25 protein-coding genes are annotated in these 25,063 nt (G+C 67.4%); 16 read left to right on the top strand and 9 right to left on the bottom strand.

Annotated elements, in window-relative coordinates; translation table 11 throughout:
• Positions 1–89: 89 nt before the first annotated feature.
• Positions 90–890, bottom strand: coding sequence for an SDR family NAD(P)-dependent oxidoreductase (locus ASD65_RS09825; RefSeq protein ID WP_056221806.1), 801 nt, complete (start codon positions 888–890; stop codon positions 90–92).
• Entirely contained in the window at positions 887–2,536 is a 1,650-nt protein-coding gene (locus ASD65_RS09820) for a class I adenylate-forming enzyme family protein (RefSeq protein ID WP_056221798.1), read from the bottom strand. Before ASD65_RS09820 ends, ASD65_RS09825 begins: the two co-directional genes overlap by 4 nt.
• A gap of 126 nt (positions 2,537–2,662) precedes the next feature.
• Here ASD65_RS09820 and ASD65_RS09815 point away from each other — a divergent pair, with 126 nt between their 5' ends.
• Genes ASD65_RS09815 through ASD65_RS09800 form a run of 4 tightly spaced genes read left to right on the top strand, consistent with a single transcriptional unit; the run spans position 2,663 to position 7,332 of the window.
• Positions 2,663–3,541 carry a branched-chain amino acid ABC transporter permease gene (locus ASD65_RS09815; protein WP_056221795.1) on the top strand — a complete coding sequence of 293 codons (879 nt, stop codon included), beginning with the start codon at positions 2,663–2,665 and terminating at the stop codon, positions 3,539–3,541.
• 1 nt (position 3,542) lies between these two features.
• Positions 3,543–5,387 (top strand): branched-chain amino acid ABC transporter ATP-binding protein/permease, encoded by a 1,845-nt coding sequence (locus ASD65_RS09810; RefSeq protein ID WP_056221793.1) that lies wholly within the window; start codon positions 3,543–3,545, stop codon positions 5,385–5,387.
• Complete coding sequence (locus ASD65_RS09805; protein ID WP_056221789.1) at positions 5,387–6,079, top strand: ABC transporter ATP-binding protein; 693 nt, start codon at positions 5,387–5,389, stop codon at positions 6,077–6,079. The genes ASD65_RS09810 and ASD65_RS09805 overlap by 1 nt, the downstream gene beginning before the upstream one ends.
• A gap of 26 nt (positions 6,080–6,105) precedes the next feature.
• The gene (locus ASD65_RS09800) at positions 6,106–7,332 is read left to right on the top strand and encodes an ABC transporter substrate-binding protein (protein ID WP_056221786.1); all 1,227 of its coding nucleotides are present in this window, start codon (positions 6,106–6,108) and stop codon (positions 7,330–7,332) included.
• 78 nt (positions 7,333–7,410) lie between these two features.
• On the opposite strand, the gene ASD65_RS09795 is transcribed toward ASD65_RS09800, so the two are convergent.
• From ASD65_RS09795 to ASD65_RS09785, 3 genes are read right to left on the bottom strand one after another with little or no spacing between them, the layout of a single operon-like run.
• Positions 7,411–8,178: an SDR family NAD(P)-dependent oxidoreductase gene (locus tag ASD65_RS09795; protein ID WP_162248480.1), complete on the bottom strand. Its 768-nt coding sequence runs from the start codon at positions 8,176–8,178 to the stop codon at positions 7,411–7,413.
• Entirely contained in the window at positions 8,178–8,981 is an 804-nt protein-coding gene (locus tag ASD65_RS09790) for an enoyl-CoA hydratase/isomerase family protein (RefSeq protein ID WP_056221780.1), read from the bottom strand. Before ASD65_RS09790 ends, ASD65_RS09795 begins: the two co-directional genes overlap by 1 nt.
• Positions 8,982–8,997: 16 nt before the next feature.
• A complete protein-coding gene (locus ASD65_RS09785) occupies positions 8,998–9,984 on the bottom strand; it encodes an NAD(P)H-dependent flavin oxidoreductase (RefSeq protein ID WP_056221778.1) in 987 nt (328 codons plus the stop codon).
• A gap of 59 nt (positions 9,985–10,043) precedes the next feature.
• Here ASD65_RS09785 and ASD65_RS09780 point away from each other — a divergent pair, with 59 nt between their 5' ends.
• Positions 10,044–10,778, top strand: coding sequence for an enoyl-CoA hydratase-related protein (locus tag ASD65_RS09780; protein WP_056221775.1), 735 nt, complete (start codon positions 10,044–10,046; stop codon positions 10,776–10,778).
• Here the strand turns inward: ASD65_RS09780 and ASD65_RS09775 are convergent.
• Genes ASD65_RS09775 through ASD65_RS09765 form a run of 3 tightly spaced genes read right to left on the bottom strand, consistent with a single transcriptional unit; the run spans position 10,775 to position 13,739 of the window.
• Positions 10,775–11,596 carry an SDR family NAD(P)-dependent oxidoreductase gene (locus tag ASD65_RS09775; protein WP_056221771.1) on the bottom strand — a complete coding sequence of 274 codons (822 nt, stop codon included), beginning with the start codon at positions 11,594–11,596 and terminating at the stop codon, positions 10,775–10,777. The two genes, ASD65_RS09780 and ASD65_RS09775, sit on opposite strands and share 4 nt — an antisense overlap.
• 3 nt (positions 11,597–11,599) lie before the next feature.
• The gene (locus tag ASD65_RS09770) at positions 11,600–12,700 is read right to left on the bottom strand and encodes an acyl-CoA dehydrogenase family protein (protein WP_056221768.1); all 1,101 of its coding nucleotides are present in this window, start codon (positions 12,698–12,700) and stop codon (positions 11,600–11,602) included.
• A complete protein-coding gene (locus tag ASD65_RS09765) occupies positions 12,693–13,739 on the bottom strand; it encodes an acyl-CoA dehydrogenase family protein (protein WP_156378828.1) in 1,047 nt (348 codons plus the stop codon). The genes ASD65_RS09770 and ASD65_RS09765 overlap by 8 nt, the downstream gene beginning before the upstream one ends.
• Positions 13,740–13,878: 139 nt before the next feature.
• On the opposite strand from ASD65_RS09765, the gene ASD65_RS09760 reads away from it, so the two are divergent.
• From ASD65_RS09760 to ASD65_RS09750, 3 genes are read left to right on the top strand one after another with little or no spacing between them, the layout of a single operon-like run.
• Positions 13,879–15,030: an acyl-CoA dehydrogenase family protein gene (locus tag ASD65_RS09760; RefSeq protein WP_056221763.1), complete on the top strand. Its 1,152-nt coding sequence runs from the start codon at positions 13,879–13,881 to the stop codon at positions 15,028–15,030.
• Positions 15,027–15,995 (top strand): acyl-CoA dehydrogenase family protein, encoded by a 969-nt coding sequence (locus ASD65_RS09755; protein WP_056221761.1) that lies wholly within the window; start codon positions 15,027–15,029, stop codon positions 15,993–15,995. The genes ASD65_RS09760 and ASD65_RS09755 overlap by 4 nt, the downstream gene beginning before the upstream one ends.
• Before the next feature lie 54 nt (positions 15,996–16,049).
• Positions 16,050–16,859: a FadR/GntR family transcriptional regulator gene (locus ASD65_RS09750; RefSeq protein ID WP_156378827.1), complete on the top strand. Its 810-nt coding sequence runs from the start codon at positions 16,050–16,052 to the stop codon at positions 16,857–16,859.
• Positions 16,860–16,869: 10 nt separating this feature from the next.
• Here ASD65_RS09750 and ASD65_RS09745 read toward each other — a convergent pair whose 3' ends face one another.
• The gene (locus ASD65_RS09745; RefSeq protein WP_056221758.1) at positions 16,870–18,003 is read right to left on the bottom strand and encodes an acyl-CoA dehydrogenase family protein; all 1,134 of its coding nucleotides are present in this window, start codon (positions 18,001–18,003) and stop codon (positions 16,870–16,872) included.
• Between the two features lie 62 nt (positions 18,004–18,065).
• On the opposite strand from ASD65_RS09745, the gene ASD65_RS09740 reads away from it, so the two are divergent.
• The 8 genes from ASD65_RS09740 (at position 18,066) to ASD65_RS09705 (ending at position 25,058) form a co-directional block, all read left to right on the top strand.
• Entirely contained in the window at positions 18,066–18,692 is a 627-nt protein-coding gene (locus ASD65_RS09740; RefSeq protein WP_056221755.1) for a TetR/AcrR family transcriptional regulator, read from the top strand.
• Entirely contained in the window at positions 18,689–19,498 is an 810-nt protein-coding gene (locus tag ASD65_RS19010; RefSeq protein WP_056221752.1) for an enoyl-CoA hydratase/isomerase family protein, read from the top strand. Before ASD65_RS09740 ends, ASD65_RS19010 begins: the two co-directional genes overlap by 4 nt.
• Positions 19,495–20,364, top strand: a complete 870-nt coding sequence (locus ASD65_RS19005) for an SDR family oxidoreductase (protein ID WP_268778130.1) — start codon at positions 19,495–19,497, stop codon at positions 20,362–20,364. The genes ASD65_RS19010 and ASD65_RS19005 overlap by 4 nt, the downstream gene beginning before the upstream one ends.
• Complete coding sequence (locus ASD65_RS09725; RefSeq protein WP_056221749.1) at positions 20,361–21,554, top strand: thiolase family protein; 1,194 nt, start codon at positions 20,361–20,363, stop codon at positions 21,552–21,554. The genes ASD65_RS19005 and ASD65_RS09725 overlap by 4 nt, the downstream gene beginning before the upstream one ends.
• Before the next feature lie 22 nt (positions 21,555–21,576).
• On the top strand, positions 21,577–22,338 hold the full coding sequence (locus ASD65_RS09720; RefSeq protein WP_056221746.1) for an SDR family NAD(P)-dependent oxidoreductase: 762 nt from the start codon (positions 21,577–21,579) through the stop codon (positions 22,336–22,338).
• Between the two features lie 12 nt (positions 22,339–22,350).
• Entirely contained in the window at positions 22,351–23,127 is a 777-nt protein-coding gene (locus tag ASD65_RS09715; RefSeq protein WP_056221744.1) for an enoyl-CoA hydratase, read from the top strand.
• Positions 23,128–23,283: 156 nt separating this feature from the next.
• Complete coding sequence (locus tag ASD65_RS09710) at positions 23,284–24,060, top strand: electron transfer flavoprotein subunit beta/FixA family protein (RefSeq protein ID WP_056221741.1); 777 nt, start codon at positions 23,284–23,286, stop codon at positions 24,058–24,060.
• Between the two features lie 11 nt (positions 24,061–24,071).
• Complete coding sequence (locus ASD65_RS09705; protein ID WP_056221740.1) at positions 24,072–25,058, top strand: electron transfer flavoprotein subunit alpha/FixB family protein; 987 nt, start codon at positions 24,072–24,074, stop codon at positions 25,056–25,058.
• The last annotated feature ends 5 nt before the right edge of the window (positions 25,059–25,063 follow it).

Genomic DNA, 25,063 nt, shown 5'->3' with positions numbered 1-25,063 from the left:
CGAGCTTTCCGTGAACCTCCGGGTCCAGGGCGGGTCGAGTTCGGCCGGTGCGGCGCCCTTGTCGACGTCGAGCGGACGATCATCGCGCTTCAGCGCCAGCGGCGCACCGAGGCGGCGAGTTCCGCTACCGTCCAGGACGCCCGCTCCTCGCCGTCCTCGAGCGCGGCATCGGCGTACTGTGACAGCGTCGTGCCGTCGAAGCGAATGATGCGGCCCGTCGTGCCGACCGTGTCATCGGACAGCAGCGCGGTCACGAGTGGTGCCACTGCCGCGGGATCGGGGAATTGAGGGGCATCGTCCCGCGCGTCGACCGACGACATCCGTGTGCGGCCGAGCGGCGAGATCGCGTTCACTCGCACGTGATGCGGCATCCCCTCGATCGCCCAGTTCAGTGTCATGCCCGCGACGGCTCCCTTCGTCGCGCCATAGGCGCTCATACCGGGGATGCCGAACCGTGCGCCCGATACGACGGTCACGACGGATCCGCCGCGCCCCGAGTCCACCATGGCGCGCATGGCATGAGTGCCGCCGAACATGACGCCCAGCACGTTGACGTCGACGATGCGTCGGAGCCCCGCCTCGGTCTCGTCCCACGGCAGCCCCTCGTGCTTGATGGCGGCATTCGCCACGAAGCCGTCGATCGCACCGAATCGGGTGACGCAGGTATCGACGAGATGGCGTGCCCCGTCCCAGTCGGCTGCGGAGCCGACCGCGGCGATTGCCGAGCCACCGTTGTCGAGAATCTCCGCGACGACGGACTGCGTTGCAGTGGCGTCGACGTCGTTGACGACGACGGATGCGCCCGCGCGGGCGGCATCCAGAGCGTACGCGCGACCGAGCCCCTGCCCGGAGCCGGTCACGACGATCGACTTGCCCGCGAGCGTGCTCATTCTGGTTCCGTTCCGAACATCTCGATGAGCCGGTTCTTGTCGGTCTTGCCGGTGGGGTTGGTGGGGAGAGAATCCACGACGAGCAGCCGCTCGGGCTGCTTGTACTTCGAGAGTCCCGAGCCCGTCACCGTGCGACCGATCTCCTCGAGGGTGAGATCCGGTCGGGAGGTGACCACGGCGACGGCGATCTGTTCGCCGAGCCGGCCCCCCGGTACGGCGACCACGGCGGTCGCGGTGATGTCGGGATGCTGGGCGACGGCGTCCTCGATCTCCCGGGCACTGAACTTCTCGCCGCCACGGTTGATGATCTCTTTCAGGCGTCCTGTGATGCGGACGTAGCCGTCTTCGCCGAGGCTGCCCAGGTCGCCCGTGCGCATCCAGCCGTCTTCGGTGAAGGCCTTGTCGTTGTGCTCAGCGCGGACGTAACCCAGCATCATCTCGGGTCCACGCAGCTGAAGCTCGCCGGTCGCGCCGGCCGGCACTTCCGACCCGTCGTCTGCGAGAACTCGAAGCTCGACCCCGGGTGCGAGGCGGCCGTCGGTCGTGGAACGGTGCTCGAGCGAATCCAGTTCGTTCGCGAGCGTCGCGGTCGGCAGTTCGGTCATGCCCCACGCCCGGTAGGCAGCGACCCCGAAGTCCGCGATCCCGTCGATGAGGTCGGGGGAGACCGCTGCTCCGCCGCTGCAGTACTGGCGCAGGGTGGATCGCTCGAGACCGCTCGCTCGATACGCCGCGAGCACCTCGCGCAAGAAGGGCGCGGCCCCGGCCATATAGGTGGCGCCCGTCGCTTCGATCAGCCGCATACCCTCCTCGCCGTTCCACCGATCCATGAGCACGGCGCTGGCGCCGACGCGGGCCGGGATGAGGAAACCCTGGAGCAGCCCGGTGATGTGAGTGAGGGGGGATGCCATGAACATGCGGTCGCGGAAAGTGATGCCCCAGTCGGCGATCGTCGTGCGCAACTCGTGGTGGATGCCCGTCGCGCTGTGCAGCACTGCCTTAGCCGCCGATTCTGTGCCCGACGTGAAGAGGATGAGGCATGGCTCAGCGGGATCGGCCGCGTGTACGGAACGGGAAATCGCACCAGGGCCCTCCGCGGTCGCATCCCGCCATCCCCGTGAGGGGGTGCCGATGACGAGTCGGGCGACAGGATCCAGCCCATTCGCCCGAATCGCCTCGTCGAACTCCGCGGGCAGCTCGCGTCCGCGATGCTCCGCAACGGTGACGATGGCGCGCGGCCGCACCTGTTCGATGATGTTGATCATTTCGCGCACGCCGGAGAGAGGAACGACGGGACTGCTGACGGCGCCGATGCGCCAGATCGCGGATGCCACGGAGATGGCATCCGGGCCGGTAGGAAGCATCCAGCACACGACATCACCCGGCCGGACCCCCGAGTGGAGCAGCGTTCGTGCGACAGCCGAGGCGCGGGCCTGCAGGTCTGCAAAGGTGCAGCTGCCCTCCGCTGTCTCAACGGCGATCCGATCTGGCCATGCCAGAGCGCTGCGTTCGAGCACGTCTCCGAGGCTCTCGTCGGTCCAGTATCCGGCGGTGCGCCAGTGATCGCGTTGGGCTGGATCGGTTCGCGGTGTGCCCAGGGACGGCCAGCGCGCGCTCAGGGTCTTCTCTCGGTGATCGGTCGCCATCGTCCGTCCTTGCAGTGTGATCGCTCTACGTGAGGAAGCGAGTTGACTATTGTCTATGTATTCTTTATATACTTTCAGAATACCCCGTACGGTCATCGTCGACTAGCGAACAGCGAGTTCCGCGTCATGCAGCAGTTCATTCAATCAATCCTCCTTCCGGGGCTCTCTCAGGGAGCCATCTACGGTCTGATCGCGGTTGCCTTCGCCGTGCTGCACAAGACCACAGGAGTGCTCAACTTCGCGCACGGACAGCTGGTCGTTCTCGCGCCCATCGTCATATTGATGGCGACGGGCGCCGGCGTTCCGGTGTTCCTTGCCTTTGTGATCGGCATCGTCGTGCTCGTTGCTGTCGCGCTGGTCACGGAGTACGTCGCGATCCGACCGTTCGTCCAGTCGGGCTCAGCGGTGTCGTGGATCCTCTCGACGTTCGGCGTCAGCGTCGTGCTCGCCGAGCTTCTCGCCATCCCCTCCGGCGGAGAAGCCACCTACTTCCCGTTCGGTATCCCCTCGACGCCCTTCGACCTGATGGGCTTCCGCGTCTCGTGGGCGGAGCTGCTGACCCTTCCCGTGCTGCTCGCCCTGGCGGCCGTGCTGATGATCTTCTACCGCCGGACCCGCGTCGGTCGCGAGCTTCGCGCGATCGGTGAGGATGTGCAGGGCGCCGAGGCTCTCGGTATCTCCCGAGCTCGCGCCTCGCAGATCACTGTGCTCATCTCCGTGCTCCTCGCCGCGGTCACCGGCTACATGGTGGCGTCCTCGCAGATCCTGATGCCGTCGCTCGGCATGTTCTACATGTTCTACGGCTTCGTCGCCGTGTCGATGGGCGGGATGAACAGCGTCGGCGGTGCGGTGATCGGCGGTCTCATCGTCGGACTCGTGAGCCAGGCCTCCACGGTGTACATCGGGCCGCTGTACGGCAACCTTGCCGTTTTCGCCCTGTTGATCCTCGTCTACGTATTCAAGCCGTACGGCATATTCGGCGCTCGAGCAGTAAGGGAGGTCTGAGATGACCAACGACATTTCGGGCCGCATGTACGCCCTTCAGGATCGCCTGCGCGATTCCACCACCCGGCTGACCGACAAGCTGCCCGCACCGCTTCGCGTCGCTGCTCGTCTTCCCTCCGTCCAGGGTCTGCTGCTGGCCCTCGTCGCCGTGGTCATCCTGCTCGTATCCGGCCCGATGTCCTACACGGCGTACGTGGTGCTCCTCATCCTCGTGTACCTGGTGGCGGTGTTCGGTCTGAACATCACCATCGGATTCTCCGGTGTGCTCTCACTCGGACAAGGAGCGTCGTTCGCGATCGGTGCATACATCACCGGCATCCTCGGCGGCTCCTACGGCTGGCCGATCTGGCTCACGCTCCCCCTCGCACTGGCGGGTGGTCTGCTGGTCGGTCTCCTGGTGGGGCTTCCGGCAGGGCGGCTCGCCGCGCTGGGGCTGGCCATGGTCTCCCTCGGCACGGTGCTCGTCATCGCCGATCTGCTCGTCGCTCAGGCCGACATCACCCAGGGCCACGCGGGAATCTCCGGAATCGCCCCGTTCCTCGGGTTCAACTTCGAGGGGTACATCGGGTGGGAGTGGTTCGTTCCGCTTCTCATCGTCGGGGCCGGATTCCTCGCCTACTGGTTCCACGCGCGATACCGCACCAGCTCCTTCGGGCGCGCGACGGCCGCGGTACGAGACGAGAGCATCGGTGCATCCGCGCTGGGCATCGGCGGGTATCTCACGAAGGTCGCCGCCTTCGCCGTCGGATCCGCGATGGGTGGGCTGGCCGGGGGGCTGTTCGCGTACCTCTCCGCCTACATCTCACCGGATGCCTTCTCCCCGGCGCTGTCGATCCTGTTCCTCGTGATGGTGGTGCTCGGCGGTCTCGGTTCACAGCTCGGACCCATCGTCGGAGTCACGATCCTGGTGATCGTTCCGCTCCTGCTCGCGCCGTACCCGCACGTGAACGTGATCGTCTACGGCGTGCTGCTCGTCGCGCTCATGCGACTGCGTCCCAAGGGCATCTTCAGTAGGACCGCTGCGTACGCCGACCCGTTGCTCAAGTCCCTGTCCCGAGTGCGTCGTGCCCCGCGTGTCCGTGTGACGGAGGTTGCCGACCGAGCGGACCAGCCGGTTCTGCAGGTGCAAGACGTCAAGAAGAGCTTCGGCGGTCTGAAGGCTCTCGACGGCGTCACGCTCGAGCTGGGGCGCGGCGAGATTCTCGGACTGATCGGGCCGAATGGGTCGGGCAAGACCACGATGCTGAACATCATCGGTGGGTTTTACCATCCCTCGGAGGGAACGATCCTCCTCGACGGTCGAGACGTGAGCAAGTCACGGCCTTCCGAGATCGCGCATCACGGCGTCGCACGCACCTTCCAAACCCCGAAGACGTTTGCGGGCATGAGCATCGATGAGCACATCGAACTCGCTCTCAAATCGCAGTTGGATGCCGACCCGGCGAGGATCGAGGCGTGCCGGGTGGCGGCCATCACCCTGCTGCGCAACGGTGGTCTGGACCCGGACGACCTGCGCATCGGGCGCCGCGAAAGCCGCTATCTCGCGCATGGGCAGCTCCGATTCCTCGAGGCTGCCATGGCAGTGGCGCGCTGCCCCAAGGTTCTCCTGCTGGACGAGCCGGCCGCCGGCCTGTCCGCCTCCGAGATCGACGGTCTGGAGAGCGTCGTCAAGGATCTTGCCGGGGCGGGCGTCTCGGTGATCATCGTCGAGCACCACCTCGAGATGGTGAGCCGCCTGGTGGATCGCATCCTGGTGTTCGATCTGGGAAGGATGCTCTGGCAGGGGGCACCGAAGGACCTGCACGATGTCGAAGCAGTTCGAGTGGCTTACATGGGAACGGTCTGATGGGCGCGCAGCTGGTAGTAGAAGGTCTCGGCGTGCGCTACGGCGCGGTCGTCGCGGCGGAATCCATTTCCTTCTCGGTGGCACCCGGGGAGTGCCTCGTGCTCCTGGGCGCGAACGGCGCAGGCAAGACCTCCACGCTCCACGGGATCGGCGGTCTCACCTCGTCGAGCGGGCGCGTGCGGCTCGGTGATCGGCAGCTGGAACGGCTGCCGGCCAGCAAGCGCGCGAGATACGGTCTCGGTCACGTGCTCGAGGGCCGCCATGTCTTCCCCAACCTCACGGTGAGCGAGAACCTCGACGTCGCGCGAAGCCGCTCTGGCGCGAAGCCGCCCGTGGATCCGCTCGAGCTCTTGCCAGAACTGGTCGAGCACCTCGGCCGAGCTGCGGGTCGGTTGAGCGGCGGGCAGCAGCAGATGTTGGCCATCGCGCGGGCGGTGGCGGGTGCGCCGCAGGCCATCATGCTCGACGAGCCGACGAACGGGCTGTCGCCCAAGCTCGTCGCCCGAACCACCGAGATCATCGCGCAGCTTCGTGATCTCGGCTACGCCGTCCTCGTCGTCGAGCAAAGACTCGAGGTGGCCCAGAATCTTGAGGCTGATGTGCTGGTCCTTCGGCACGGGCAGATCATCCACGAGGTCAAGGGAACGGATGCAGCGCTTCCGGACCTGTTGCACGCTGCTTACCTTTCGTAAGCGGTCTTTCAATTCGAAGGAGAATTATGTTCCGCAAGAGCAGAAGGGTGCTCGCGTTTGTCGCCGCGGGCGCACTCGCGATCACCCTCGCCGCCTGCAGCGCTTCGCCTGACTCGAGCACCGAGCCGGAAGCCGACTCGGTCGAGAAAGTCACCATCGGGTTCGTCGGCTCGCTGACCGGGCCGCTTGCGGCATCCGGTATCAACTCGCTCGCGGGGCTCAAGGCCGGCGCCGAGTACGCCGAGTCGCTGCACGAGGGCCTCACGGTCGAAATCGTCGAGCGCGACACCGCTGGCGAGACGACCGCTGCCGTGGCCCAGACCCGTGAGCTGGCCCAGCTCGGTGCCACCGCGATCTTCTTCACCACGGAGGCGTTCCCCGCCGTCCAGGGTGTACTCAACCAGGTGAAGATCCCGGGCTCGACCTCGGGTGGCATCGCCGCGGTTCTCGCCGACACCGGGGATAATCGCCTCTACAAGTACGCATTCTCCACGAGCGCCGGCAACGCAGGCCCGACCGCCGTGACACCGCTGATCGACCACGCGGCGGAATTCGGCGACAAGATCGGTGTGATCGATGACGCTTCGGCATTCGCGGTCGCTCAGGCCGACCTGACCGTCAAGCTCATCGCTGCCGACTACCCCGACCTCGAGGTCGTGCGCGCGAGCTTCCCGGCCACGTCAAGTGACGTCACCGCGCAGATCGGACAGCTGCGCGATGCCGGCGTCGACTCGGTCATCGCCTGGCCGTACGGCACCCCTGCCGTCACGCTCATGACGGCATTCGACAAGCTCGGCTGGTACCCGCCGATGTCTGGAACCCTCGGCCTGGGCACCCCGGCGATCGTGGAGGTCACACCGGCAGCCCTTGCCAAGACCCTCGCTGCGGGACCGATGGCCAAGACCTTCCTCAACCCGGCAAAGGAAGGCTCTCCTGAGGCGGACCTCCACGCGGCATTCGTCACCGGCTACCTGAAGGCTCTGGACAAGGACACCTTCGGGCCGCTCGACACCGTCGGAGCCAACTCCTTCGACTGGTCGGTGCTGATCGCTCAGGCCGTCACCGACAAGGGCACGACCGATGGCGACACGATCAAGTCGTACCTGACGTCGGGCCAGCCGTTCGTCGGCGTGAACGGCACCTACGTCTTCGGCCCGGACAAGCGCATCGGCATCGATGCTGACGGTCTGCAGATGTATTCGCCGACCGGTCCGTGCTCTATCGACGGCTTCTGCACCGTCGTGGGCGGATAGCGACCCCAACTCCGTCCGCCCCGCTGCAACGCGAGTTGCAGCGGGGCGGACCTGTATGCGGGGCGAGGCCGTGTGGTGTCAGGCGGAGTACGGCGGGCCGGCGAGGAGCCCGCCGTCCACCGGGAACGATCCGCCGGTGCAGAATCCCGCTTCATCGCTCGAGAGGAAGGCGACGACCGATGCCACCTCCGACGGATCGGCGACACGGTAGAGCTGGGGCAGTCCGGAACGCTCCGCGCCCGTCTCGATCCGCTTTGTTTCTTCGGCGGCCGACCATACCTGAGTATTCGTCGGTCCTGGATGGATCGTGTTGACACGAACCCCGAAGGGCCCGCCTTCGATCGCGGCGCTCTTCATGATCCCGACCACGGCGTGCTTGCTGGCGACGTAGGGGCCGAGGCCGCCGCTGCCCCGCAGCCCGCCGGTGGAGGACGTGATCGTGATCACGCCTGCGCCGCGCTCCCGCATCGCGCCGAGCGCACGACTGGTGCCCAGCCAGACGCCGCGCACATTGATCGCCATCACGCGATCGAACTCCTCGAGCGAATAGTCGTGGATGGGGCCGGTCGCCCCGAGTACGCCGGCGTTGAGGAAGGCGATGTCGAGACTGCCGTGCCTGGCGATGCAGTACGACACATAGTCGTGCTCCGGTGCCGCGTCCGCCACGTCGGCGGGGAACGGTTCGAATCGTTCCCCGAGGGCGTCGGCGGCGTCACCGAGCGCAGCCTCGTCGATGTCGACCCCGACGACCGTCGCGCCCTCGTCGATCAGTCGTGCGGCCGTGGCGCGCCCGATGCCGTTGCCGGCCCCGGTGATCACCGCGACCCGGCCCGTGAACCTGTCCACTACGAGCGGGGCGGAGCCCACTGGGGAGCTCGCTTCTCAGCGAAGGCCGTTGGGCCCTCGACGGCGTCCGGGTGGGTCCAATGGTCCTGCACGGCCTGCCAGCCACGATCGAGGTGTTCGCGCACCAGGTCCGCCTCGAAGTCGCGCAGGATCTGGCGTGTCACCCGCTGGGCCTCGGGGGAGCCCTGGGCGATCTGCGCGGCGAGGCTCATCGCCATCGGCAGCAGGTCGCCCGGGGCGACCACCTGGGAGACGAGTCCGGCGGCCTGCGCCGTGGTGGCATCCAGCACTTCCTTCGAGCCGAGGAGAGCCATTCGCGCGACGAGATCGCGTCTCATCCGCATCAGCAGCTCGATCGGTTCGAGGCCGCTCACCTGGCCCACACTGACGTGCGGGTCGATGAACCTGGCCACGTCGGCGGCGACGACGATGTCGGCGTCGGCGACGAAGTGCAGACCGCCGCCGGCGCAGACCCCGTTGACGGCGGCGATCACGGGAATGTTCAGGTGGGGTCCCGGTACGAAGCTCAGCTCGGCGGCGGCCGTGGCACCGATCTCGATCCGCGGGGCGGCCAGCATGGCGACGTCGGCGCCGGCGCAGAACGCATTGCCGGCGCCGGTCAGCACGACACACCGCAGTCGGGTGTCTGTGGCAACCTGCGGCCAGAGCTCTCGAAGCGCACGGATCAGTGTCGCATCGAGCGCGTTGGCGCGCGTCGGGCGGTTCAGGGTCACGACGAGGGTGGTTCCGACCACCTCCGTCAGCAGCTCGGGAGAGGTCGGGAAGCGCGTGTCGTTCGTCATTGTGTGTCCATCCTGGTCATGACCGTACGGCGAGGTGGCGACGAGCCTGTGGCGACCGGTCCGGCATCGCACACGCGGCGAGGTACTCCGCTGCCAGGCGATCGACGAGCTCGGCGACGCTGGGGATGTCGTCGATGAGTTCGATTCCCTGACCGGCCGACCAGAGGTCACGCCAGGGATGCACTCCCTCCGGCAGGTGGTCATGACCGCGCTGCACGGGCTCGGGCAGCGCGCCGAGGTCGATCCCGTGGGCGGCGAGAGATGCGAGCATCCAGTTCGCGGGCATGCCGTTGACCTTTGGGGTGAAGCTGAGGTCCTTCGACGCGCCGGCCACCATCCACTGCTTCTGCTGTGCGTGGGCGTGCGACTCGACCGTCGCGGCGAATCGACTGCCCATGAACGCCAGGTCTGCGCCGAGGATCTCGCCGGCGCGCACGACGGAACCGGTCGATACGGCTCCGGCGAGTGCGATGGTCCCGTCGTAGATCGATCGGATCTTCGGGATGAGGGCGAGGTGGCTGACAGTCCCCGAGTGTCCGCCACCGCCGGCGCCGATGCAATTGAGGCCGTCGACTCCTGCATCGATGGCCTTCTCGGCGAACGCGATCGTCGTGACGTCGTGGTAGACGAGCAGGCCCCTGTCGTGCGCCAGACGGGTGACCTCGTGCGGTTTGCCCACCGAGGTGATGATGATGTCAACGCCGTACCGCACGCAGACGTCGAGATCGGCGGCGATGTCGGCGGGATCCAGGGTGGTCGGAATGTTGACGGCGATCGGTCCGGGGACTCTCCCGGTCGCTTCCGTCCACGCGTCCAGCTCTTCGCGGATCTGGCGCAGCCATGCCTCGAAGTCCTCGCGGGTGCGGGTGTTCTGACGGGGGAAGGAGCCGAGCACTCCTGCCTTGCACGCTGCAACGACCAATTGGGGCTCCGAGATGAGGAACATCGGGGCGCAGATCACCGGGATGGCCAGTCGTGAAGCTATGCGGTCGGGCAGCGCCATCGTCGACGTCCTTTCGTTATCTTGTATATATTACAATGATAAGAGAGAAGGTATCGAAAATGACGACCGAGATCGACTACCGTCTCACGCGCGACGACGCCGTGCTCACGCTCACCTTGTCGGCACCGGCGACTCGGAACGCTCTCACGAAAGCCACACGGGTGGCGCTCGTCGATGATCTGCAGATCGCCGACGACGATCCCGGCATCCGAGTCGTGATCATCACGGGAGACGATCCCGCGTTCACCAGCGGTGTGAACGCGAAGGAGCTCCTCGGCGAGGCGAACTACGTCACGGCGCCGCTCGACCCCGCGACGCGACTTCGTGGCATGAGGACGCCGACGATCGCCGCCATCAACGGAAGCTGCATCTCCGGTGGCATCGAGATCATGATCGCGTGCTCGTTCGCGCTCGCGTCCGAGCGTGCGATGTTCGCCGACACGCACGCGAAGCTCGGCATATCGCCGGGGTGGGGGCTCAGCGCGGACCTTCCCGCCCTCGTCGGCGTCGGGCGCGCCCGCCAGCTGTCGCTCACCGGCCTTCCCATCGATGCAGCGACCGCGCTGTCGTGGGGGCTCGTGAATGAGGTGCTGCCTCATGAGCTGCTGCTGCCGCGGGCACGCGAACTGGCGGCCGCCATTGCGTCGATCTCACCTGCAGCGGCGGAGAACATGGTCATGCTGTACGCGAGTGGACAGCAATCCCAGCTCGGCGACGCACGGCGGCTCGAACGCGAGACCGCGGACAACTGGACGGTCGACCGCGGGGCATCGCCGATCACTTTCGGGGCCTAGAGCGTTTCGCCGCCGTCGACGTAGATGACCTGGCCGGTGATGAAGGATGCCAAATCGCCGGCCAGGAAGACGGCGAGCGCACCGAGTTCTCGGGTGTCTCCGGTGCGCTGCATGGGGATGCGCTCCTTCAACCAGGCCTGTCCCTCGGGGCTGTCGTGCAGCGCTTTGGTCATGTCGGTGCGGAAGTGGCCGGGCGCGATCGCGTTCACTGTCACGCCGTAGGCCGCCCATTCCTTTGCGAGGGATTGAGTCAAGTGGGTGATGGCACCCTTGGCCACCTTGTACGGCGTGGTCAGGTTGCTCGCCCGCATCACCGAGCTCGAGCCGATGTTGATGACTCGGCCACGACCGCGGTCGAACATGCCGGGCACCAGAAGGCGAATGAGCGCAATCGACCCGCGCACGTGGGTGTCGAGCACGGAGTCCCACTCCTCGTCGCTCAGGGCGAGATCGGACGGCCGTGATCCCGGCTGCCCGATCGCCGTGCCGGGGGCGACGGGAAGCGGAACGACGGGGGCCTTGACGTTGTTGCCCGCGTTGTTCACGAGGATGTCGACGCCGGGTACGACCTCGAGCGCAGCAGCGACAGCTCGGCCCACGTCGGCGGGATCGCGGATGTCGCAGGGGGCGGCGATCGCACGCCCACCCGCCGCCTCGATCTCGGCCACGGTGACGTCGAGCTGGTCGGCCGTGCGGGCCATGACGACCACGGTCGCGCCGGCCGCGGCCAGCGACACGGCGATCGAACGGCCGATCCCGCGTCCGGCTCCGGTGACAAGAGCGGTGCGGTCGGTGAGGGGGAGGAATGATTCCGACATCGGTCAGGAGCCTTTCGGGAGTCCGAGCACGCGCTCGGCGATGATGTTGCGCTGCACCTCTGAGGTGCCGCCGTAGATGGTCGCCGCGAGGGATTCCAGATAGTCGTCGAAGGCCGAAGCCCGAGCGGCGCCGTCGCTTCCGGCGGTTTCGAGCGCGAAAGAGGTCGCTCGCTGTACGGCCTCCGAGCCGAAGAGCTTGAGAAGGGTCCCGATCGGGGAATCGGTCCCTGCGGCGCGGTGGGCGACGGAGCGCAGGCCTGTGAGCCGCACACCCTCCATGTCACCGAGCAGTCGTCCCAGGCGATCGAGTTGGTGCGGTTCGACAGAGCGGGTCAGCACGGGATCGAGAGCGCGTTGCATCTCGAGCCAGTTGTTGATCCAGATCATGTCGCGCTCGTGTTCGAGGCTCGCCATCGCAATCCGCCAGCCGCCGTTGACCTCGCCGAGCACGTCACTCGCAGGAACCACGACGTTGTCGAGGAACACCTCGCAGAAGGCCTCGACAGACGGGCCCGCCGTCGGGATGGGGCGGACGGTGATGCCCGGAGTCTCCATGTCGAGCAGCAGGCATGTGATCCCCTTGTGCTTGGGGAGCGTGGCATCCGTGCGGACGTAGAGCGTGCACCAGCGGGATCCGTCGGCTTGCGTCGTCCAGATCTTCTGGCCGTTGACGACGAAGTTCTCTCCGGTGCGCACGGCGGTGGTGCGCAGGGACGCCAGGTCGGAGCCCGACTCCGGCTCGGACATTCCCAACGCCCACCACGCTTCACCGCGCAGCGTGGGGCGCAGGTAGCGGGCCTGCTGTTCGACCGTTCCGAACTGTCGGATGGCGGGGGCAACCACGCCGGTCGCCTGGATGTTCATCTGTCGGGGGATCTGGCGGCGCGCACCCTCGATGCGGATCGCGAGGGCGTGGGGCAGCGGCAGATCTCGACCGCCGAGATCGCGCGGCCACTCGGGCACGAGCCAGCCGTTGTCGAAGCTCGCCGCTTGGAAAGCGCGACGCAGTGGCTCGTCCTCGCGAAACTCCCGAGCGCTGCCGTCATAGCCGACGGGAAGGGCCTCATCGAGAAACGTGCGGTATTCGTCGAGGATCTCAGCCACGAGCGCTCCTATCGAGGATCAGTGCGGCGGTGCGCGCGTACAGGTCGGACGCCGTTCCGAGGTATCCGGCGGTCTGTTGCGCTCGCCGCACGGCCAGATGATTGTCCGACTCGTACGTGAGCCCCATCGCCCCGAGCAGCTGGGTGTGCAGGGCCACGGCTCCCGTGGCGGCATCGGATGCGGCGGCTTTCGCGAGGAGCGAGAGTTCGGTGCCTGTGGCGCTGAACGGGTGGGTGACGAGTTCTGCTGCAGCACCGAGGGTGAGGCTGCGAGCGCGCTCGATCGAGATGTACCCGTCGACGATCTGGTGCTTCACCGACTGGAACGAGCCGATGGGCCGTCCGAACTGCTCGCGCCGCTTCGCGTGCTCGGTGGCGCCCTCGAGCGCGAGGGTTGCTGTCCCGAGGAGGTCCGCTGCGACGCACACTCGAGCGGCCGCGAGCACGTCGTCCACGGTGACGTCGCTGAGGGCACGGCGATCGAGTACTGCACCCCGCTCGAGAGTGACGAGTGGGCGGGTCGGATCGATGGGATCGCGGGGTGCGGCGGGCTGCGCGGTGGCCGCGATGCGTTCGATCACGACGCCTCCGAGCGTTGCCGAGACAACGGTGACGGTGGCGGCGTGCGCCGCATCCAGGGCGATGAGCACGTCCGACGGATCCGTGGATACCGCCAGCGCCGAAGGGGCGTCATCGAGCGAATCGGCATCGAATCCGGCACGGAGGAGTGTGTGCGCTGAGGCAGCGCTCGCGAGCAGGGGGAGCGGCAGCAACGCGTGGCCGGCCTCCTCCAGCACTGTCACGAGATCGGCGAGCGTGCCGATTCCGCCGCTCTGTTCCGGCATCCCGACGGCGAGGTAGCCCTGGTCGACCAGATCAGTCCAGTGCTCCATCGGCGCGGGGCCGCCCTCCGCGATCGTGCGGATGACGCTTGTCGGAAACAGGCTGCTGAACTGTGCGCGCGCCGACCCCACGAACTCCAAGGTCTCTTCCGACGGTGCGAGGAGGGCCCATTCGGCGCTGGGGTCGGATTCCGTCATCGGCGATCCATCGACAATCTTGTCCACGTCTGCAACACTATCAATCCTTTAAAGGATTGACAACGCGGCTTGCAGGTGGCGGTAGTGGCAATTTTCCGTCTAATGTTTATATAGATAGCAAAGAAGAGATGGAGTAAGGGTGCTCGATTACGCCGAATCCGACGCGGTCACAGAGTTGCGTACGCAACTGCGCGGTCTCGTGAACGATCTCATTCCCGAGGGCTTTCTCGGCGCGTTCACGCACGACCCCGCCGATTTCGAACTGACCCAGGCCTTCGCGCACGAGCTCGGCAAGCGACACCTGCTCGTGATGGCCTGGCCGCGCGAGTATGGCGGTACCGGCGCAGACACCTTCGCGCAGACCGCTCTGCGGGAAGAGATGTGGGCGGCCCACGAGCCCCGCGGTGCGCAATATATGGGTCTCAACTGGGTGGGACCGGTGATCATGAAGCACGGCACACCGGAACAGAAGGATCGTCACCTCCCTCCCATCGCCGCCGGCGACGTCGTCTGGTGTCAGGGCTTCAGCGAGCCGGAGGCCGGATCAGACCTCCCCGGACTCAAGACGAAGGCGACAAAGGTCGACGGCGGATGGTCGATCTCAGGCCAAAAGGTCTGGACGTCTTACGCGGGAATGGCGCAGAGCTGCTTCCTCCTTGCTCGCACCGGATCTGCGGACAGCCGGAAGGACGGGATCTCGGTCTTCCTGCTCAACATGGACGCGCCGGGAATCGAAGTGCGACCGATCGCCGCGATGCTCGGACCGCACCATTTGAATGAGGTCTACCTCACCGACGTCTTCGTCCCCGACCACGAGGTGCTGGGCGAGATCGATCGCGGCTGGGACATCGTGACCGAGGTTCTCGCGTTCGAACGCATCGGGATCGCGCGCTACGCCCGCTGCGAGAAACTCCTGGCCGCGGCACCGCACGCGCTGGGAAGTGCGTGGGATGACCTGCCCGCCTCGCTCCACGAGCGGTGGGCACGTGCCCAGGTGCGCACACGCCAGGCGCGCCTCCTGGCGTATCGCCTGCTCGACCGGGCGCGCTCGTCGACGCCGGACCCGGGCGACGCGGCCCTCTACCGGATGGCCGTGACAACTCTCGACCAGGAGGTCGCCGATTTGCTGATGGATGTCGTCGGAAATGCGGGGCTCGGAACGTCCGATCCTCATGATGTGTACGCACGGGAGGTCGAGGATCATTGGCGGTACTCGCAGGCCTCGACCGTCGCGTCAGGCACTCTCGAGATGAACAAGCAGACGATCGCTCGCAGTCTGGTCGGCCGATGAACACGAATCTGTCGGCAGAAGCGGAAGAGCTCGGCGCGGTCGTATGCGAGCAACTCGAGTCCGTGGGGGGCGTAGACGTGTTGCGCCGGGGTGTTCAAGACCCGACGGCGCGCATCGGCATCGGTGACCTGCTCGATCCGATCGGCGTGTGGGATCTGTCGCCGGCCGGCGACCAAATCGAATTCGAAGCAGCGGCGTCGGTCTGTCGCGCGGCCGGGTCGTTCGCTGTGCCCTATCCCGTGGTCGAGCGCCTCGGGCGGATCGGCAGTGCGGAGGCCACGGTTCTGGTCGCCACCCGCGGCCATCGACTCGCCATGCATCTGGATGTGCCTCTGCGGTGGTCGGGGGTGGATGTGCTCGGTGCGACGTATCGGGTCTCGTCGTCTACGGCGCTGCTCGCCACGCCGCTGGCACCTTTCGGGGTGGAAGTCGATGCGGAGCCGGATGGCGCGACCCGCCCGCAGGAGGCCGCGGTCCTCGTGACCTTGCAGGCGTGGTGGCTTCTCGGGCTGCTCGAGCGCGCGCTCGCCGACACCGTTCGGTACGTCGGGGAACGGGAGCAGTTCGGCAAGAAGCTCGCGCGGTTCCAGGGTGTCGGATTCACTCTGGCTGAGATGGCTTTGGCCACCGCGGCCCTCGAAGAGCTCGGGAAATACACCCTGTGGTCTGTGGCTCGTGGCACCGAACCCGCCCTCGCGGATGCCCTCGGGCTGCTCGTCGCGGCCCAGACCGCCGCCGATGCGGTTCTGCGCGGTGCGCATCAGTTGCACGGGGCGATGGGCTTCACCGATGAGGTGGACCTGTCCTGGCTCTCGCGCGGAAGCCAGGGTGCCCGGCGACTGCCGGAGGGCGCGCATCGGATGGCTCGAATTCTTACGGAGACGATCGGGGTCGCGGGTCTCGAATCCTTCGGCGGCAGCGCCCCGCATCCGATGCGGCACGGTGATGTTATCCCCGATAGGTGAGGCAAAGTCATATAAGCTTTGCAAGCAATATGCGGAGCGAAAGATGGGTACTACGTGGATGAGGTCACTGCGCGGCGCGCGGCTCCTCGTATCGGCATGTCGCCGCGGATCGCCGAGTCTATAGCGGCGGATCTGCGTCAGCGAATTCTCCGGTCCGAGCACACCGACGTGCCGCTGCCGCGTCAGGACGACCTCATCGAGCAGTACGGCGTGAGTGGGCCTTCGCTGCGCGAGGCGCTGCGCATCCTCGAGGCCGAGGGGCTCATCACGGTGCGTCGCGGTAAGTTCGGCGGCGCCTACGTCCACAAGCCGAGCTGGTCTTCCGCCGCATACGCGCTCGCGCTCTCCATGCAAGGCCAGGGCGTACGCATCGCCGACCTCGCCGAGTCCCTGCTTCTGCTCGAGCCGAAGTGCGCCGCGCTGTGTGCCGAGCGCGTCGATCGCCACGAGGCGCTCGTTCCTGCGTTGCGCGCCAACCTCGCGGAGTCGGAAGAAGTGCTGGGGGTCGGGGGACTCTACTCGGCGTCCGCCCGTGGATTTCACGACATCATGGTCGCGTCCGTGGAGAACGTCTCGTTGCGCCTGCTGGTGCGTTCGATGGTCGCCATCTGGTCCATCCAGGAACAGACGTGGGCGGACACCGTCAACGCGACGGCGCAGTACCCGGATGAAGCGCACCAGCGCGAGTCCTGGCGCACCCACGCGGCGATTCTCAAATACATCGAGGACGGTGACGCCGAAGGGGTGACGAAGCTCTCCGCGTCGCACCTGCGGGCGACTCAGGCGATCGTTCTCGAACGCTTCGGCGGAGAGGTCGTCGACGCCTCGTCCCTCGCGGCGGTCCAGGCATTCAAGAGCCTGTGAGCAGGAACTCCTAGAGAAAGCGCGAGATCACCATCCGCTGGATCTGGTTCGTCCCCTCGAAGATCTGCATGACCTTCGCCTCTCGCATGAATCGCTCCGCCGGGAAGTCGCGGGTGTAGCCGGCGCCGCCGAGCACCTGCACGGCATCCGTCGTCACGCGCATCGCGTTGTCGGTCGCGACGAGCTTCGCGATCGAGGCATCTTTCGAGTACTCCATTCCCGCGTCCTTGCGCCGCGCCGCGGCGAGGTAGGTCGCGCGGGAGGCGCCGATGGCGGCTGCCATATCGGAGAGCAGGAAGCCAAGTCCTTGGTGCTCGATGATGTGCTTACCGAACGCCTCCCGTGTCTTGGCGTACCCGATGGCGAGGTCGAGCGCCGCCTGGGACAGCCCTGTGGCCACAGCCGAGATGCCGAGCCGGCCGGCGTCCAGCGCCGCCAAGGCGATGGTGAGTCCCTGGCCTGCCCGCCCGATCAGCTGGTCCGGTCCGACGCGGACGTGGTCGAAGCGGACGGTGCTCGTGCGGGAGCCCATCAGTCCCATCTTGTGCTCGGGCTCGTCTGCCTCGATGCCGGGCGAGTCGGCGGGCACGAAGAAGCAGCTGATCCCTCGTGAACCCGGCCCGGTGCGGGCCATCACCGTGTAGAAGTCGGCCACCCCGCCGTGCGTGGTCCATGCCTTCGCGCCCGTGATCAGGAAATCGTCACCGTCGCGGTCGGCCCGCGTCTGCATCGCGGCGGGGTTCGAGCCCGCGTGCGCCTCAGAGAGGCAGTACGCGCCGAGCAGTTCGCCGCTGAGCATGTCGGGCAGCCAGCGCGCCTTCTGCGCGTCCGACCCGTAGACCGCCAGCGGGAAGCAGGAAAGGACGTGGACGCTGACGCCGACCGCGACGCTCGCCCAGGCGGCCCCGATCTCCTCGAGTGCTTGCAGGTAGACCTCGTACGGCTGGTCGGAGCCTCCGTACTGCTCCGCGTACGGCAGGCTGAGCAGCCCGGCGCGCCCGAGAAGTCGGAACGTCTCGCGCGGGAATGTGCCGTTGGCCTCGTATTCTCCGACGCGGGGAAGCAGTTCCTTGGCGGCGATGTCGCGCACCAGATCGACGAGATCGTCGGCCTCGACTGAGGGCATGAGCCGCGATACCGGCATGGGATTCGCCTTTCCAGTACTGATGTCAGTACTGAGGTTGAGGTTCTGGTACTGTCCAGAGTATGGCACAGCCGACAACAAGGGTTCGACCCCGCGAAGCTCACGCAGCGGCGCGGCGGGACGAGCTCATCGATCTGCTCATCGAGCTCTTCCTCCGCGATGGCTTCGCCGAGCTCAGCCTCGATGAGATGGCACGGCACGCGAAGTGCTCGAAGACGACGCTCTATGCGGTGGGAGCGAGCAAAGAGCAGATCATCCTGGCGGTCATCCGCGCATTCTTCCGACGTGCGACGCATGGCATCGGCGCGGCGCTCGATCCCGAGGCGCCCGCGGCCGACCGGATCGTCCTCTACCTGACACTCATCTCGGAGGCGCTCGCCCCCGCATCCCCCTACTTCTTCGCCGACCTGGACGCCTATCCACCCGCACGCGAGATCTATCAGCACAACACCGGCGTCGCTGCCGCGTACGTTCAGCAGCTGGTCATCGAGGCCGCAGGCGCCCGCTCGCACGTCGACGCGGTCTTCGTCGGAGCCGTGGCCGGTCAAGTGATGAACGCCATCCATCGCGGCGAGATCCAGGACACTACCGGACTGGACGATTCGGCCGCCTACCGCGCGCTGGCGAGCCTGATCGCCGCCGGCGTCGGTGCACGGGATGGAGACGAGCCGGAGGACGCCTCGCGATGACGGGAACCGACGAGGAGACGCGTGCACTCGCTTCTCCGCTGGATGTGCGGCGCGAAGGCCGGATCGTCTGGCTCACGCTGAATCGACCGGAGTCCGGCAACGCCCTCGATCAGCCGATGGCCGAGGCGCTCGTCGATGCCGCGCGTGGCATCCGTGCGTCCGACGAGCCCTGCGTCGTCGTGATCCGCGCCACCGGCAGGCTCTTCTGCGCCGGCGGCGATGTCGCAGCGATCGCGGCGGCGCCCGATCAGGGGGCCTACATCTCGACCCTGGCCGCAACGGTGCACGATGCGCTGCTGGAGTTGCGGGCCGCCGATGCTGTCGTCGTCGCGGCCGTGCAGGGCGCTGCAGCGGGCGGTGGTCTGGGGGTCGTCCTGAATGCCGACCTGGTCGTCGCATCCTCGGGGGCGCGTTTTCTGAGCGCGTATGCCGCTGTCGGACTCAGCCCGGACTGCGGTGTCTCCTGGCTTCTCCCCGCGATCGTCGGTCCCCGCAGGGCGATGGAGCTGACCCTCACTGCCCGCGTGCTCGACGCATCCGAGGCGCAGGAGTGGGGGATCGTGACCGCCGTGACCGCCGAGGACGACCTGGACGAGCACGTCCAGGCGCTCGCCGAGTCGTTGGCCGCCGGATCGATCGCTGCGCGCACCGATACCCGCAACCTGATCAACCGTCCGCGTCAGGACTACCGAGAGCATCTGTCGGGGGAAGTCGACGGTCTCGCCCGTCGGATCCGCACCGACGAGACCCGACAGCGCATCGCCGCGTTCGCGGCACGCCAGAACGAGAAGGAGACCGCACGGTGACGACATCCGAGCCCCGTACGCTGCGAGGCGCCACCATCCTGATGTCCGGCGGAAGCAGGGGGATCGGCCTCGCCATCGCCCTGCGTGCGGCGCGTGACGGCGCGAACATCGCGCTCCTTGCGAAGACCGCTGAGCCGTCGGCCGCCCTTTCCGGAACGATTCACACCGCCGTCGAGGCGATCGAGCAGGCGGGCGGGCGAGGCCTCGCGATCGTCGGGGATGTGCGCTCCGACTCGTCGATCGACGAGGCCGTTGCGCGGACGGTGGAGCGGTTCGGCGGCATCGACATCGTGGTCAACAACGCCAGCGCGCTGGCGCCGTGGTCCACTGCCGATCTGCAGCCGAAACAGTACGACCTGATGCAGGACATCAACACGCGCGGCACCTTCATGCTGACGCGTGCCGCCCTGCCCCACCTCGAGCGCTCGTCGCGCGCGAGTGTCCTCACGCTGAGCCCGCCGCTGAATCTCGCATCGTCGTATTGGCTCTCGCGCTTCCCGGGCTATCTGATCTCCAAGTACGGCATGAGCCTGACCACCCTCGCCTTCGCGGCCGAGTTCGCCGACTTGGACATCCGGGTGAACTCGCTCTGGCCGCGCACCGTCATCGCGACGGACGCCGTCGGGAATCTGCTCGGTGGAGGCGAGACGCTGCAGAAGGCCCGCGTGCCGGGAATCATGGCGGACGCCGCCTACTGCGTGCTGACCTCTTCCGATCCGTCGTTGACGGGGCGGCTGCTCATCGATGATGACGTATTGACGGATGCCGGGGTCACTGACTTCGATCAGTACGCCGTTGCCGGGCCAGGGGCCGAGCTCGAGCCAGACTTCTTCCTGGAAGATCCGGCCGAGAGCGTGGCATCATGACCAGCGCCGTCATCGTCGATGCCGTTCGCACCGCGAGCGGTCGGGGCAAGCCGGGCGGCGCGCTGTCGGGTGTGCATCCGGTCGACCTGTCCGCTCACGTGCTGCGGTCCGTGCTCGAGCGCAACGGGCTGGAGTCGCGGCAGATCGACGACGTCTTGTGGGGCACGGTCAGCCAGGTCGGCGATCAGAGCACCAACATCGCGCGCGGCGCGGTGCTGACTGCCGGATTCGACGAGACGGTACCGGCCACGACGATCGACCGTCAATGCGGATCGAGCCAGCAGGCCGCGCACTTCGCCGCCCAGGGAGTGATCGCCGGCGCGTACGACATCGTCATCGCCGGCGGGGTGGAGTCCATGAGCAGGGTTCCGCTCGGGGCGGCCGCTGCCGGGGGCACGCCGCATTCGCCGGGTCTGCGCGCCCGCTACCCGGAGGGTCTCGTCGGACAGGGCATCTCGGCGGAGCTCATCGCCGCCAAATGGGGGTTCGACCGGGAACAGCTCGATACGTTCGCAGCCGAGTCGCATCGGCGCGCCGCGCAGGCGATGGATGACGCGCGGTTCGAATCGTCGCTCCTGCCGGTGACCGTGACGGATGCCGAGGGTGACGTCCACGCACACGTGCGCGACGAGACCGTGCGCGCATCGACGACCGTGGAAGGTCTCTCCGGCCTGCGTCCGTCGTTCTTCGACGAGGCGATGGCCGCGCGCTATCCACAGATCCCGTGGGCGATCACCCCGGGCAATTCGTCGCCGCTCACCGATGGTGCATCGGCCGTGCTCATCATGAGCGAAGAACGCGCGGCACAGCTCGGGCTCACGCCGCGTGCGCGGTTCCACAGTTTCGCCGTCGTCGGCGATGACCCGCTGTACATGCTGACCGGCCCGATCCCCGCAACGCACCGCATCCTGGAGCGCTCGGGGCTGTCGTTCGGAGATCTGGACGCCTACGAGGTGAACGAGGCGTTCGCGTCCGTCCCGCTCGCGTGGGCGGCAGAGTTCGACGCGGATCCCGAACGTCTCAACCCGTGGGGCGGCGCGATCGCGCTCGGGCATGCGCTCGGCTCCTCGGGCACGCGGCTCCTCGGCACAATGCTCACCTATCTCGAAGAGACCGGTGGCCGGTACGGGCTGCAGACCATGTGCGAAGGCGGCGGCATGGCCAACGCCACCATCATCGAGCGGCTCTGAGCCGCGGGACAGGAGATATCGCGTGAAGATCGACGGGGCAGCAGCCCTCATCACCGGAGGAGCCTCCGGGCTCGGCCTTGCCACCGCGAAGCGCCTCGCGCGACGCGGCGCCCGGGTCTACCTTCTGGACCTGCCGAGCTCTCGTGGCGCGGAGGCCGCAGTCGAGATCGGCGCGAACGCGGTGTTCGTGGCGGCGGACGTGACCGACGTCGGGCAGGTGCGTGCGGCGGTCGAGATCGCGGCCGCGGGGGCGCCGCTGCGCATCGTGGCGAATTGCGCCGGAGTCGCGACGCCGGGCAAGCTCCTCGGACGCGACGGCCCGCTGCCACTCGAGGCCTTCCTCCGGGTGCTGACGATCAATCTCGGCGGCACCGTCAACGTCGCGGCGCAGGCCGCCGAGGCGATGGCCGCAACCGAGCCCGTCGACGGTGAACGCGGTGTCATCATCAACACGGCCTCCGTCGCGGCGTACGAGGGTCAGATCGGGCAGATCGCCTACGCCGCATCGAAGGCCGGCGTGGTGGGGTTCACCCTCCCGGCAGCCCGCGAGCTGGCCCGCTCACTCATCAGGGTCGTCACCATCGCCCCGGGCCTCTTCCAGACCCCGATGATGGCCGGTCTGCCGCAGGAGGCTCAGGATTCCCTCGCGGAGAAGACGCCGCATCCGCATAGGCTTGGCCGGCCGGACGAGTATGCCGCACTCGCTGAGCACATCGTCGATAACCCCATGCTCAACGGTGAGACCATCCGTCTCGACGGCGCAGTCCGCCTTGAGCCCCGTTGAACAGGAGCAGTCATGACGGACTACGAAACGATCATCGTCGAGACCCGCGGCAAGGTGGGCTGGATCACCTTGAACCGTCCGGACGCCCTCAACGCCCTCAATTCGACCCTCATCCGTGAGATCGTCACGGCGGGCAAGGCGTTCGACGCCGATCAGAGCATCGGCGCCATCGTCCTGACCGGCTCCGCGAAGGCCTTCGCCGCCGGCGCCGACATCAAGGAGATGTCGGACATGGGCTACGTCGACATGTACTTGGACAGTCCGTTCGACGGGTGGGGTGATTTCGGGCGTCTGCGAACCCCCGTGATCGCGGCAGTGGCGGGCTTCGCGCTCGGCGGCGGCTGCGAGCTGGCGATGATGTGCGACATCATCCTTGCGGCGGACACGGCCAAGTTCGGGCAGCCCGAGATCAACCTAGGCGTCATTCCCGGGATCGGTGGTACGCAGCGTCTGCCCAGGGCCATCGGCAAGTACAAGGCCGCAGAACTGGTGTTGACCGGGCGGCTGATGGGCGCAGAAGAGGCCGAACGTGCGGGGCTCGTGTCCCGGATCGTTCCTGCCGCCGATCTCCTCGAAGAGGCGGGCAAGGTTGCCGAGACCATCGCTTCCAAGTCGCTGCCTGTGGTCTACGCCGCGAAGGACGCGCTGCAGGCGGCGCAGGAGACCTCGCTGGCCGAAGGGTTGCGATTCGAACGGCAGGCCTTCGCGGCAACCTTCGCCCTCGACGACCAGTCCGAGGGGATGGCGGCGTTCCGCGAGAAGCGCGCACCCGACTTCCGCAATCGCTGATGTCCGCGGGGCGCTCACGGCGGCGTCCGATCGACAGTTTTCGCTCTGTAATGTATACAAAAACCGCGCCTTGAGCCTCGATTGATCGCGCCAGTGGCGTGAATGGGTACAATCCGCGATTTGGGATAGGCTCGCTGAAGGCGTGAGGAGATATCGATGAAGATCATCGTGCTGGTCAAGGAGGTCCCCGACACTTATGGGGATCGCAAGCTGAGCCTGGAGACGGGACTGGCCGATCGGGCCGCGAGCGAAACGGTTCTCGATGAGATCGGGGAGCGCGCGCTCGAGGTGGCACTGTCGCATGCGGACAAGGATGCCGACACCGAGGTCATCGTGATGTCGATGGCTCCGGAGGGCGCTGCCGCGACCGTCCGCAAGGGTCTCGCGATGGGTGCGGCTCGCGCTGTGCACGTGGCCGATGAGCTCCTCGTCGGAGCCGATCTGGGACTCACCGCACAGGTGCTCGCCGCCGCGATCCAGCGCACCGGGTTCGACCTGGTGATCACCGGCAACCTCTCCACCGATGGTTCCGGCGGAGTCCTGCCCGCGATGATCGCCGAGCTGTTGGCCGCGCCGCACGCGAGCGCGCTGACCTCGGTGCAGATCACCGGTGACGGTGTGACCGGCGAACGGGCCACGGACGACGGCACCCAGCAGGTGCAGACGGCCCTGCCCGCCGTGATCTCCATCACCGAGCGGATGCCGGACGCCCGCTTCCCCAACTTCAAGGGCATCATGGCGGCCAAGAAGAAGCCGTTCGAGACCCTGACGCTCGCCGACCTCGCGATCGAGGCCGACGACCCCGCGTACTCCCGCTCGATCGTGATCTCGATCGCCGAGAAGCCCGCGCGTACCGCGGGCGTGAAAATCGTCGACGAGGGTGACGCGGGCGAGCAGCTCGCCGAGTTCCTCGCGCAGAACCGACTGGTGTGAGGGGAGAAGTCATGACCGACTTTGCAGACGATTCCATCCTGGTGCTGCTCGAGTCCGCCCCCGGTGGCGGCCTCGCCAAGAGCGCTGCCGCCCTCGTCGGGGCCGCGGCTGCCGTGGGCACGCCCGTCGCACTCGTGGTGACCGCTCCCGGTGACGGCGCTGCCGCCGCCGCGGCGGCCGGTGCCCTCGGCGCGTCGACCGTCCTCGTGGCGGAGGCGGCGGATGCCGCGACCGCGCTGGCCGTTCCCACGGTGGACGCGCTCGCCGCCGCCGCGGACCTCGTGCGCCCCGACGCCGTGCTGATCTCGAACTCGCTCGACGGTCGCGATGTCGCCGGCCGGTTCGCGGCGCGGACCCGTTCGGGCATCGCAGCCGACGCGGTCGCGATCTCCCGCGACGCCGAGGGCATCGTCGCGCACCACTCCGTCTACGGCGGCGCGTACAACGTCGATTCCGCCGTCACATGGGGCGCTCCGGTCATCACGGTGCGTCAGGGCGCGATCGACCTGCGCGCCGACGCGCAGACCCCCGTCGTGGAGACACTTGCGGTGACGCCCTCCGGCGCGGCCGCGGCATCCGTCGTCTCGTTCGCCGAGTCGACCGAGACCTCCAGCCGTCCGGAACTCCGCGGCGCCGCCAAGGTCGTCTCGGGCGGTCGCGGACTCGGTTCGCAGGAGCAGTTCGCGCTGGTCGAGCAGCTCGCCGACGCCCTCGGTGCGGCCATCGGCGCCTCGCGTGCCGCGGTGGACGCCGGGTACATCCCGCAGTCGCACCAGGTCGGTCAGACCGGTGTCTCGGTCTCGCCGCAGCTGTATGTCGCTCTGGGCATCTCCGGTGCCATCCAGCACCGTGCGGGCATGCAGACGGCCAAGACGATCGTCGCGATCAACAAGGATGCGGATGCCCCGATCTTCGACATCGCCGATTTCGGCGTGGTCGGCGACCTGTTCACCGTGGTGCCGCAGCTGATCACGGCACTGCAGGCACGGAAGGCGTAAGCAGG

It is taken from the genome of Microbacterium sp. Root61 (assembly GCF_001427525.1).
Classification (GTDB): Bacteria; Actinomycetota; Actinomycetes; order Actinomycetales; family Microbacteriaceae; genus Microbacterium.
This window is presented reverse-complemented; position numbering and strand designations above follow the sequence as displayed.